General features: G+C 67.1%; 11 protein-coding genes. 7 read left to right on the top strand and 4 right to left on the bottom strand.

Features of this window, described 5'->3' with window-relative positions; all coding sequences use genetic code 11:
- Positions 1-5: 5 nt before the first annotated feature.
- The 4 genes from WS95_RS02975 to WS95_RS02960 all read right to left on the bottom strand — a co-directional run bounded on the left by WS95_RS02975 (position 6) and on the right by WS95_RS02960 (position 4660).
- Positions 6-1313 (bottom strand): Nramp family divalent metal transporter, encoded by a 1308-nt coding sequence (locus tag WS95_RS02975; RefSeq protein WP_059822204.1) that lies wholly within the window; start codon positions 1311-1313, stop codon positions 6-8.
- 94 nt (positions 1314-1407) lie between these two features.
- Positions 1408-2664, bottom strand: coding sequence for an oxalate decarboxylase family bicupin (locus tag WS95_RS02970; protein ID WP_059822202.1), 1257 nt, complete (start codon positions 2662-2664; stop codon positions 1408-1410).
- 412 nt (positions 2665-3076) lie between these two features.
- Positions 3077-4411 carry a type II toxin-antitoxin system HipA family toxin gene (locus tag WS95_RS02965; protein ID WP_059822200.1) on the bottom strand — a complete coding sequence of 445 codons (1335 nt, stop codon included), beginning with the start codon at positions 4409-4411 and terminating at the stop codon, positions 3077-3079.
- Between the two features lie 3 nt (positions 4412-4414).
- Positions 4415-4660, bottom strand: coding sequence for a helix-turn-helix domain-containing protein (locus WS95_RS02960; protein WP_059822198.1), 246 nt, complete (start codon positions 4658-4660; stop codon positions 4415-4417).
- A gap of 247 nt (positions 4661-4907) precedes the next feature.
- On the opposite strand from WS95_RS02960, the gene sapR reads away from it, so the two are divergent.
- The 7 genes from sapR (at position 4908) to WS95_RS02925 (ending at position 11788) form a co-directional block, all read left to right on the top strand.
- Positions 4908-5792, top strand: coding sequence for a sap1 transcriptional regulator SapR (sapR, locus tag WS95_RS02955; RefSeq protein ID WP_034204663.1), 885 nt, complete (start codon positions 4908-4910; stop codon positions 5790-5792).
- 17 nt (positions 5793-5809) lie between these two features.
- Entirely contained in the window at positions 5810-6373 is a 564-nt protein-coding gene (gene ddpX, locus WS95_RS02950) for a D-alanyl-D-alanine dipeptidase (RefSeq protein ID WP_059822774.1), read from the top strand.
- Between the two features lie 62 nt (positions 6374-6435).
- Entirely contained in the window at positions 6436-8037 is a 1602-nt protein-coding gene (locus WS95_RS02945; RefSeq protein WP_059822195.1) for an ABC transporter substrate-binding protein, read from the top strand.
- A gap of 10 nt (positions 8038-8047) precedes the next feature.
- Positions 8048-9118 (top strand): ABC transporter permease, encoded by a 1071-nt coding sequence (locus WS95_RS02940; protein ID WP_034204661.1) that lies wholly within the window; start codon positions 8048-8050, stop codon positions 9116-9118.
- A 66-nt stretch (positions 9119-9184) separates the two neighbouring features.
- Positions 9185-10099, top strand: a complete 915-nt coding sequence (gene nikC / locus WS95_RS02935) for a nickel transporter permease (protein WP_034204660.1) — start codon at positions 9185-9187, stop codon at positions 10097-10099.
- A 1-nt stretch (position 10100) separates the two neighbouring features.
- A complete protein-coding gene (locus WS95_RS02930) occupies positions 10101-11015 on the top strand; it encodes an ABC transporter ATP-binding protein (RefSeq protein WP_059822193.1) in 915 nt (304 codons plus the stop codon).
- Positions 11012-11788 (top strand): ABC transporter ATP-binding protein, encoded by a 777-nt coding sequence (locus WS95_RS02925; protein WP_034204658.1) that lies wholly within the window; start codon positions 11012-11014, stop codon positions 11786-11788. The genes WS95_RS02930 and WS95_RS02925 overlap by 4 nt, the downstream gene beginning before the upstream one ends.
- Positions 11789-11902 lie beyond the last annotated feature (114 nt).

The following is an 11902-nucleotide window of genomic DNA, read 5'->3' as shown; positions in this document are numbered from 1 at the left end:
CGCATTCAATCGAACGCGGCCCATACAAGGTACGCATTCAGCCCGACGATCACGACCGTCGCCGCGCCGGCGACGATTCGCAGCGGCATCCGCATCGCGTAAGCGCCCATCACGTCCTTGCGCGCCGACAGCACCACCAGCGCGATCATCGGCATCGGCAACACGAAGCTCAGCACGACCTGGCTCGCCACCATCGCGCGCGTCACGTCGCAGCCGAGCACGACCACCGCGAACGCGGGCGCGATCGTCACCGCGCGCCGCACCCAGATCGACAGGCGGCGGTGGATGAAGCCCTGCATCACGACCTGCCCGGCCATCGTGCCGACCACCGAGCTCGACACGCCCGACGTCAGCAGCGCGACGAGAAACAGCGCGCCGGCCGCCGGCCCGAGCACCGGGACCAGCGTGTGATACGCATCGCCGATGTCGGTCATGCCCGGCGCGGCCACGTGGAACGCCGACGACGCCATCATCACCATCGCGAGATTCACGAATCCGGCAAGCCCGAGCGCGATCGCGACCTCACGGTTCGAGAAACGCACGAGCCGCCGCCGCTGCGCGTCGTCGCGCGGCGCGGTGCGATCCTGCGTGAGGCCCGAATGCAGATACAGTGTGTGCGGCATGATCGTCGCGCCGATGATCCCGACTGCGATCGTCAGCGCCGCATGATCCGGAATCTGCGGGACCACCAGGTGGAACGCGGCCGCACGCCAGTCCTGCGGCGCGATCAGCAACTCGCCGAGATAGCACGCGCCGATCACGCCGACCAGCGCCGCGATCGCCGCTTCGAGCGGCCGGAAGCCGCGCTTTTCGAGCGCGAGGATCGCGCAGGTCGCGAACGCGGTCGCGACCATCCCCGCGAACAGCGACAGGTGGCACAACAATCCGAACGCGAGCGCGCCGCCGAGGAATTCGGCGAGGTCGGTCGCCATCGCGGCGATCTCGGATGCGATCCACATGGCCCACACGACCGGCGCGGGAAAGCGGTCGCGACACAGTTCGGCGAGATTGCGGCCGGTCACGATGCCGAGCTTCGCCGACATCGCCTGGAACAGCATCGCGATCGCGTTCGCGGCCAGCACGACCCACAGCAGCCGGTAGCCGTATGCGGCGCCGGCCTGGATGTTGGTCGCGAAGTTGCCGGGGTCCATGTAGCCGATCGATGCGATCACGGCCGGGCCGACGAACGGCAGCAGCGCGGCGACGCCGGTGCGGCGCCCTTCCAGCGCGGCGCGCGCCGCGCCGTCGGCGTGCTCGGTGGGCCGGCCCGGCAGCGCGAAGCCGCCGGCAGGTTTGCTCGGGACGGGAAGCATGGTGGAGTTTCCGTTCGAATGAGTAAGACCGATTCGGGCGCACGTGCCGGCGGCCGGCTTGCCGGCCGCCGGCCGTGGCGGGACGATGGCGGCGTTACAGCGGCACGACGTCGGGACGATTGCGCGGAAACTGCGCGATCACGTCCGGCGCGACGTTCAGGTGCGCTTCGACGAGCTTCGGCGGCGTATGCGCGAGCCAGTCGGACAACGACACCTCCGCATAGCGGTCGGTCTTGAAGATCTCGAGGAACACGAGGTCGGTCCGGCCGGTGTTCTGCACGTAGTGACCGAGGCTCTTCTTCACATAGCCGACGTCGCCCGCGCGGAAGTCGGCCGTCTGCGCCTTCGGCCCCGTGTCGAACACCGTCATCCGCGCCTCGCCTTGCAGGTAGTACTGCCATTCGTCGGCGTTCGGGTGCCAGTGCAGCTCGCGCATGCCGCCCGGATGCACGGTCACGAGCGCCGCCGCGACGGTCGTCGACACGGTGAAGTTGGTGCTGTCCGCGATCCGCACCTCGCCGCCGCGCGTCTTCCTGACCGGCTTCATGTCGCCGAGCGAAAAGACGAACGGATGCGGCGGCGCACCGGCCGACGCGGCCGACGCGCGCTGCGCGTCCGCGAGCGGGCCCGGCTCGTCGCCCTGGAAAATCCACAGGTTGTCGAGCGGCACGTTCCTGAATGCGTCGGCCGGCACGCCGAAGTTGAGCGCGAGCACGTCGGGCGGCGTATGCGCGATCCAGTCGGTCAGCAACAGCGTGTTGAATTCCGATGCGCGGCCGTTATCGAATGCGAGCAGGAATTCGGCGCCGTCGCTGCCGAGGCCCTGCAGCGAATGCGGCAGGCCGGGCGGGAAATACCAGAGATCGCCGGTCTTGACGTCCTGCACCGACGGCCGGCCGAGCTCGTCGAGCACCGTGATCCGGCAGCGGCCGTCGAGCATGATGGCCCACTCGGCCTGCTGGTGCCAGTGCATCTCGCGAATGCCGCCGCGCGTCAGCCGCATGTTGACGCCGGAAATGGTTTCGGAAATCGCGAAATCGTCCTGCGTCACTTCGCGCGCCCAGCCGCCATTTTGAATGCGTTTATGGGCATTATTGAAAGACGCCCAGAATAACGGCATCCCGTTGATATCGGTGGCCGGTGGATCCTGAAAAGACGGAAATTGATTGGCGATGGCCGGATTTTTAGGCCCCGGGTCGGTCAGGCTCTGGCGATTGCGTGCATTCACCGCGCCTTCCGGCGGGCTGTCCGGATTGCCGAACGAGGCGGCCTTGGCCGATACCGCGATGCCCGCGGCGGCAATGGCGCCGGCCGTACCCGCCAGCATCCTGCGTCGAGAAAGATTAGTCATGATTTCCTCTTCATTCTTGCGATCGAGAGAATTCCGGTTACGGAATACTTGTCGTTTTCGGATTATCGAAAATCAAACATCCCGTGACGCAAGTTAAATCCAAATCACATAAAAACTTAAATGAATTATTAACCTGAATTAATGATTTAATCTGATCGACTTTAATTTTGTAATTATTGCGGTGCGGAGGGACGCCGAGTGGCGGCGGATGTCGGCGAATCAGGTGCGGTGAATGCGGAAATACGACCGCGGCAGGTCGTGACGTCGCGGATGGCGACGGGAAACGATCGAGGCGCGCCACGTGCCATCGCCGATGCGATGCAGCCGATTCGGAGAACCGATCGTGAAAAACGGAAAACGGGTGAACGCCGATCCAGCGACCACCGGCTAACCGGGCCGCGTCGGGCGCGGCTTACTCCCGCGGCATGTCGGCGAGCCGCTGCGCGGCGAACCGCAATCCGCCCAGGATGCGCTCCGCGACCCTGGCCGGAAAGCCGGGAGGCAATGCCGCGCCGACCGACTCGATCACGTTCGGCGTCGCGGCGACGAGCCGTTCGACGATCGGTGTCGCGATATCGCCGAGCAGGCAATATTCGGCCATCGCGGCAAAGTGCCGTCGCGTGATATCGCGCATCGCATAGTGCTTGCGCTTGCCGTGCACGGCCATCGCGAGCTTCGCCTTGTGCCACGACCACTGGTTCGCGCCATCGCCTTCGACCGGCCAGATCGACATCACGTCATAGAGCGGCGTGAGGCGGAAACGGCCGCCCGGCAGCAGGCGCAGGCTGAAATTCTTCGCATGCCCGTCTGGTGCAGCGAGCATCCAGAACACGATCAGGGCGGCGAACAGTGTGTCGAGATCCTCCCGCGCCGTCTCCGAACGGCGCAGCAGGCCGGCCAGATCGGGTACGCCGGGGCCGCCGTGCGACTCGTACTTCAGGTGAGGCGGCACGCCGAGCGCCTGGCAGAAATCTTCCTGCGGCAAGCGCAACAGCCACCCGCCGTCGCGATGCAACACCCGATCGAACCGTTCGACCGACAGTACCTTGTGCGCGCCGAAACGCACGATTTCCGCGCGCGCCGCCGGCAGGCCGAACGCGCGCAGGATCGCGAGACACAGCCACTCGTTCTCGACGGAGGCCGTGAGATCGGCCCGCTTGTTGCCGACCAGCCCGAGCGGCAACTTGAGAATATGCGTCGTCGGCGTGGCGCCGTGCGGGCGCATCCAGCGCCCGTCGTGAAACAGCAGTGCGGTCTTTTCCTGCGCGCCGGCGAGCGACAGCCGGAAATCGTCGTCGTCCTCGCCCCCCGTCGCCACACCGCTCGCCTGATCGAGCACGCGTGCGACGTCCTCGTCCGACAGCGGCGTGCCGTCGATGCGATCGAGGCCGGCTGGCGCATCGTCTTCGCCGAGCAATTGCACCGCCCCGACGCAATCACGACCGAGCGCGGCAAGCAGATCGAACGACTCGGTCGTCGCGGTGCCGAACCGGGCGGCCAATCGGCGCCGAATGGCGTCGCTGTCCGGAAGCAGGTTGTCGAAGTAATGATTGACGCGTTCGCCACGCAACGGGGCATCGCCGACACCGAACGGCAGCGACAACGACAACGGGCGGCCGACGGGCGACTGCTTCCAGCCGGCGTCGTACAGCAGTTCCATGTCGCCGCGCACGGGAATCCGCCATGTGCCGACCCTCTTACCGTTCGTCCAGATCGACAGCGCGCGCGTGTGCGATTTGCGGCCCATCGATTACCACTCGGCGGCGGCGTCGCGCCCGTCCTTGGTGCGAATGCTGAGTTCAAGACCGTACAGCGCGGTCAACTCCAGCAATTGCCTGAGCGACAGGCTTTCGGTACGCGTGGTCTCGAGCAGCGACAGCCGCGACTGGCCCACGCCGATTCGCACGGCCGCTTCGGCTTGCGTCAGGCCCTTGGCCTGACGCGCCGAAGACAGGATTTGGCCCAGTTGCACGGGCGTATTGACGATGAAATTCACGGCGCGTATTCCTGTAGGCAATATGCGCAGTATATTCCTGACAGGCATAAACACAAATTATTCCTCACACGCATAAACGCAAAATATGCATGACAGGCATAAAAAGAGGCCTGCGCGCCGACATCCCGCTTTTGGACCGACCCTATCAGTCATCCTCACACCATAGTTTTTATCCGCTGGCGCGAATGATTTTGGCTTTGTTAGATGGATGACATTCGATCAATCGACGACAACAATCTAACATCCGATGACTTGCGCGTTCGCCCGTACCGTCGAATCCCGCTTTGCCGAGCTGACGCCGACGGCCAAGCGCATCGCGAGCTACATGCTCGCGAACCTCGATCGGCTCGGGCTCGAGACGGCCGACCAGATCGCGCAGCAGGCCGGCACCAGCGGCATCTCGGTCGGGCGCTTTCTTCGCAGCGTCGGCTACCGCAATCTCGACGACCTGAAGCGCGAACTGCGCGGCGGCGGCGATCGACCGTGGATGATCACCGACCGGCTCGACGAATACCGCCGCGTCGCGGGCACGCAACCGGCTGAACGCAACCGCGGCAACGGGAGTGACGGCCCGCTCGCGTCGTCGCTCGAGCGCGAGCTCGACGCGATCCGCCACGTGTACCGCCTGGCCGAAGGCCCGGTGTTCGCGCAGGTCGCCGACCGCATCGCGCAGGCCGACGCCGTGTTCATCCTCGGCATCCAGTCGACGCGCGGCATCAGCAACGCATTCAGCAGCTACCTCGAATACCTGCGCCCGCGCGTGTTCTATTCCGACGGCCAGTCGGGCTCGTACGTCGATTCGCTGAATTCCGAATTCGAGCGGCCGTACTGCGTCGTCACCGATACGCGCGCGTATTCGCGCAGCGCGCGCCGCTATTGCCAGGCGGCCGCCGAGCTCGGCCAGCCGTTCGCGCTGGTCACCGATCTGTCGTGCCCGTGGGCGCGCGAATGGCCGGCCGACCTGCTGCAGGTGAAGACCGACGTCGGCCAGTTCTGGGATTCGCTCGCACCGCTCACCTGTCTGTTCAACCTGCTGATCACGGCCGTGGTCGACCGCCTCGGCCCCGCGATCGACCGGCGCGTCGCGCGCAACCGCGAACTGCAGCGCACGTTCGACCAATTCGAATCATGAGCGAGCCCACCCTGCCGATGAACGATCACCGTCTCGTCGAAATCACGCCCGCCACGCATCGCGTCGATATCGATCTCGTCTATGCGACCGAGCGCAATCTGACCGGCAAGCCGATCTACCGCAACGCGCACTGTCTGCTGCTCGAGCCGGCGGAAGCCGCATTGCGCCGCGCGGTCGACGTCGCCGCGCAGGCCGGCTTCATGCTGCGCATCTACGACGCCTACCGGCCGCCGCAGGCGCAGCAAGTCCTGTGGGATTTCCTGCCCGATCCGAACTTCGTCGCCGATCTCGGCCGCGGCTCGAATCACAGCCGCGGCACCGCGCTCGACCTGACGCTCGTCGGCGCGAACGGCGCGCCGCTCGACATGGGCACCGGCTTCGACGAGATGGTCGCCGCATCGGGCCACTTTCACGCGGGACTGCCCGAGCAGGTGCAACGCAACCGCCTGCTGCTGCTCGGCGTGATGCACGCGGCCGGCTTCGCGCACATCGACAGCGAATGGTGGCACTACGAACTGCCCGGCTCTCGCGCGTTGCCGCAGATCGACAACGCGGCGAGCGGCCCGTGGCGCCTGATGTAACGACGAAGCACGTCCCCCTTTTCCGTTCACGTTCAACGACTTCAACGACCGATGGAGCGCACATGAAATTCCCGACATCCCGGCTCGTCGCGGCGCTGGCCGCCGCGTCCGCATTCGCCGCCGTTCCGCTTTCCGCCGCCCATGCGGAAACGCCGAAGGACTTGTTCGTGATGGCGACGCTGCTCGACGAATTCACGACGCTCGACCCGGGCGAGATCTACGAGCTGGTGCCGGAGGAATACGTCGCGAACACGTACGACCGGCTCGTGCGCGTCGACCTGCGCGATCCGTCGAAATTCAACGGCGACGTCGCGCAGTCGTGGACGGTGAGCGCCGACGGCCTGACCTATACGTTCAAGCTGCGCACCGGCCTCAAGTTCCACTCGGGCAACTCGCTGACGGCCGACGACGTCGCGTGGTCGATCCAGCGCGCGGTGCTGCTCGACAAGGGGCCGGCCGCCGTGCTGACCGGCATCGGCCTCACGAAGGCGAACGTCGCCGCGAACGTGAAGAAGCTCGACGACGCGACGGTGTCGATCACGACCGACCGCAAGTACGCGCCGACCTTCGTGCTGAACGTGCTCGGCTCGTGGCCCGCATCGGTGCTCGACAAGAAGCTGCTGCTGTCGCATCAGCAGGGCAACGATTTCGGCAACGCGTGGCTGAAGACCAACGAAGCCGGCTCCGGCGCATACAGGTTGGTCAAGTGGACAGCCGGCGACAGCCTCGTGCTGCAACGCTTCGACGGCTACCGGCTGCCGCTCGCGATGAAGCGCATCGTGCTGCGCCACGTGCCCGAAGCCGCGAGCCAGCGCCTGCTGCTGGAAAACGGCGACGTCGACGCGGCGCGCGACCTGAGCCCCGACGATCTCGCGTCGGTGGTGAAGTCCGGCAAGGCGAAGGTGGCGGCATCGCCGCAGGCGACGCTGCTGTATCTCGGCCTGAACACGAAGAACCCGACGCTCGCGAAACCCGACGTGCAGGAAGCGCTGAAATGGCTCGTCGACTATGCGGGCATCCAGAGCAACGTCGTGAAGACGACCTACAAGGTGCACCAGACCTTCTTGCCAGAAGGCTTCCTCGGCACGCTGAACACGAACCCGTACAAGCTCGACGTCGCGAAGGCGAAGGCGCTGCTCGCGAAGGCCGGCGTGCCCGGCGGCTTCTCGGTGACGATGGACGTGCGCAACGACTATCCGTACACGGAGATCGCGCAGGCCGTGCAGGCGAACTTCGCGCAGGCGGGCGTCAAGGTTCAGCTGATCCCCGGCGACAACAAGCAGACGCTCGCGAAATACCGCGCGCGCCAGCACGACATCTACATCGGCGAATGGTCGGCGGACTACATCGACCCGCACAGCAACGCGCAAGGTTTTGCGTGGAATCCGGACAACTCCGACAAGTCGAGCTATAAAATGCTGGCCTGGCGCAACAGCTGGGACATCCCGCAACTGACGAAGGAAACCGACGCCGCGCTCGCCGAGCCGACCGCCGCGAAACGCGCGCAGCTGTATCAGACGATGCAGAAGGAAGTGCTCGCGCGCTCGCCGTTCGTGATCATGTTCGAGAAAGTCGCGCAGGTCGCGACGCGGCCCGGGGTGAGCGGGCTCGAAGTCGGGCCGATCAACGATCTCGTGTCGTACCGCAACCTGAAGAAGCAATAAGATTCGCCGCATGTCGACTCCCGCCTCCTCCCTCGAAGCCCTGCGCACGCTGCCCGCGCGGCGCCCGGCCGTGCGCTGGGCCCTGCGCGTGCTGCGCTGGGCGCTCACGCTCGCCGTCACGTTCGCGGGGCTGCTCGCGCTGACGTTCGTGATCGGCCGCAAGGTGCCGATCGATCCCGTGCTCGCGATTCTCGGCGATCGCGCATCGGCCGACGCCTATGCGGCCGAGCGCATCGCGCTCGGGCTCGACAAGCCGCTCGTCACGCAATTCCTGATCTATGCGCGCGACGTACTGCACGGCAACCTCGGCGTGTCGCTGCTGACCGCGAACCCGGTGCTCGACGACATCCGGCGCGTGTTCCCGGCCACGCTCGAACTCGCGACGATCGCGACGTTGATCGGCATCGCGATCGGCGTGCCGCTCGGCGTCGCGGCCGCCGTGAAGCACAACCGGCCGATCGATCACATCGCGCGCTTCGTCGGGCTGATCGGCAACTCGGTGCCGGTATTCTGGCTCGGGCTGATGGGGCTGCTGCTGTTCTATGCGCGGTTGCACTGGGTCGGCGGCCCCGGCCGGCTCGATCCCGTGTACGACGGGATGGTCGACCCGCGCACCGGCAGCCTGCTGCTCGATGCGGCGCTCGCCGGCGAGTGGGACGTATTGCGCAACGCGGTGTCGCACATCGCGCTGCCGGCCGCGATCCTCGGCTACTACTCGGTCGCGTATCTCAGCCGCATGACGCGCTCGTTCATGCTCGACCAGCTGAGCCAGGAATACATCGTCACCGCGCGCGCGAAGGGCCTGTCCGAGCGGCGCGTGATCTGGCGGCACGCGTTCGGCAACATCGCGGTGCCGCTGCTCACCGTGATCGCGCTCACGTACAGCAACCTGCTCGAAGGCTCGGTGCTGACCGAAATCGTGTTCGCGTGGCCGGGGCTCGGCTCGTACCTGACCGGCGCGCTGCTGAACGCCGACATGAACGCGGTGCTCGGCGCGACGCTCGTGATCGGCGCGATGTTCATCACCGTCAACCTGCTGACCGACGCGCTGTACCGCGTGTTCGATCCGCGTGCGCGCTGAGGGCCGCTTCGACATGACCGCTTCCGCCCCGCTTCTTTCCCCGTCCACCCCGAAGGCCGCCCGATCATGAATGCCGAGCGTCTCACGCTGCGCGCGTGGCTTCTTTCCGATGCGCCCGCGTCGCGCTCGCAGGCCGCGTTCGGCCTCGCGTACCGCCGCTGGCGCCGCTTCGCCGCGAATCCGCTCAACCTGTTCGGGCTCGCGATCCTGGCCGCGCTGATCGCGGTCGCGATCGTCGGCCCGCTGATCATGCCGCACGATCCGCTGCGCCAGGTGCTGGCCGACCGGCTGCTGCCGCCCGGCTCGCCGTCGCACTGGTTCGGCACCGACCAGCTCGGCCGCGACATCCTTTCGCGGCTGATCGCGGGGTCGCGCCTGACGCTCGGCATCGCGCTGCTCGTCGTCGTGATCGTCGTGCCGATCGGTCTGCTGATCGGCACGACGGCCGGCTATTGCGGCGGCTTCGTCGACAGCGTGCTGATGCGCATCACCGACATCGCGCTCGCGTTCCCGAAGATCGTGCTCGCGCTCGCATTCGCGGCCGCGCTCGGCCCCGGCGTGATCAACGCGGTCGTCGCGATCTCGATCACCGCATGGCCCGCGTATGCGCGGCTCGCGCGCGCGGAGACGATCCGCATCGCGCAGGCCGACTACATCCATGCGGCGCGGCTGCAAGGCGCGTCGGGACCGCGCATCCTGCTGCGCTACATCATGCCGCTGTGCATGTCGTCGGTGATCGTGCGTGCGACGCTCGACATGGCCGGCATCATCCTGACCGTCGCGGGCCTCGGCTTTCTCGGCCTCGGCGCGCAGCCGCCGAGCCCCGAATGGGGCTTCATGGTCGCGTCGGGCCGCAACGTGCTGCTCGACGCGTGGTGGGTCGCGACGCTGCCCGGCATCGCGATCCTGCTCGTGAGCCTCGCGTTCAACCTGCTCGGCGACGGGCTGCGCGACGTCTTCGATCCCCGCCATGGAGCATGACATGCCGATGAATTCCACCGCCGCGCCGGCGCCGCTCTGCGAGATCGACGGGCTGAAGATCGGTTTCCGCGGACACGACGGCAGCGTCACCGACGCCGTGCGCGACCTGTCGCTGACGCTCGCACCGGGCGAACGGCTCGGCATCGTCGGCGAATCGGGCTCCGGCAAGTCGCTGACGGGCCGTGCGCTGCTCGGCCTGCTGCCCGACGCCGCGCGCTGGTCGGCGCACACGATGCGCTTCGCGGGCCACGACCTGCTCGCGATGTCGCCGCGCGAACGCCGCCGGCTGTGCGGCAGCCAGATGGGCATGATCCTGCAGGACCCGAAATATTCGCTGAACCCGGTCATGACGGTCGCGAAGCAGATGGGCGAAGCGTTTCGGCTGCACGAGCCGGGCTTGCGCGGCCGCGCGCTGCGCGAGCGGATCGTCGACGCGCTCGCTGCCGTGCAGATCCGCGACCCGGCGCGCGTCGCCGATGCGTATCCGCACGAGCTGTCGGGCGGCATGGGCCAGCGCGTGATGATCGCGATGATGGTGTCGACCGGTCCGCGCCTCCTGATCGCCGACGAGCCGACCTCCGCGCTCGACGTTGCGGTGTCGATGCAAGTGCTCGCGGTGCTCGACGCGATGATCGCGCGACACGGCACCGGCCTGATGTTCATCAGCCACGACCTGCCGCTCGTGATGTCGTTCTGCGACCGCGTCGCGGTGATGTATGCCGGGCGCGTGGTCGAAACCTGCGCCGCGCGCGACCTGCGCGATGCGTCTCATCCCTATACGCGCGGGCTGCTCGCGGCGCATCCGCCGCTCGCGAACCCGCCCGACGAACTGCCGGTGCTGCGGCGCGACCCGGCATGGCTGGATCCCGCGCCACCGGCCGCCGTACGCACCGATCGACAGGAGGCCTCACGATGATCGACGTCGATCACGCATCGATCCGTTTCCCGACCCGCACGGGTCACGTCGACGCCGTGCGCGACGCGAGCTTCGCGGTACGCGACGGCGAAGTGTTCGGGCTCGTCGGCGAATCGGGTTCCGGCAAGTCGACGCTGCTGCGTGCGCTGACGGGCCTCGCGCCGCTCGCGTCCGGCAGCCTGTCGATCGACGGCCGCCCGGTGGGCGGCACGCCCGATCGTGCGTTCCGCCGCCACGTGCAGATGGTGTTTCAGGATCCGTACGCGTCGCTGCATCCGCGCTTCACCGTGGACCAGACGCTGCGCGAGCCGCTGTCGATCCATGCGATCGGCGACGCCGACGCGCGGATCGCCCGCGCGCTGTCCGAGGTCGGGCTCGGCCCGGCGTTCCGCTTCCGCTACCCGCACCAGTTGTCGGGCGGCCAGCGCCAGCGCGTGGCGATCGCACGCGCGCTGATCGTCGAGCCGCGCGTGCTGCTGCTCGACGAACCGACGTCGGCGCTCGACGTGTCCGTGCAGGCCGAGATCCTGAACCTGCTGCGCCGCCTGCATCGCGAGCGCAATCTGACGATGATCCTCGTCAGCCACAACCTCGCGGTGATCGGCTTCCTGTGCCAGCGCGTCGCGGTGATGCAGCATGGCCAGATCGTCGAACAGCTGCGCATCGAGGACGTTCGCGCCGGACAGGTCGCACGCGACTACACGCGCACGCTGCTGAACGCGACCGAAGGCTACCGCCGCCTCGATCCGGTGGCCGACGCGTCCGCCACGTGACATCCGCCGGACGCGCGAGCATGCGATACTGCGCACGCCACGCGCCGGCTCGCCGCCGCATGGAACCCGTGCGCACCGCAGGGGTCAATTTCCTTTCGTCAACAGCTCAATCGC

It is taken from the genome of Burkholderia sp. MSMB1826 (assembly GCF_001526325.1).
In the GTDB taxonomy this organism is placed as follows: domain Bacteria; phylum Pseudomonadota; class Gammaproteobacteria; order Burkholderiales; family Burkholderiaceae; genus Burkholderia.
Note: the sequence above shows the minus strand (reverse complement) of the source record. Positions and strands in the feature narration are given on the sequence as shown.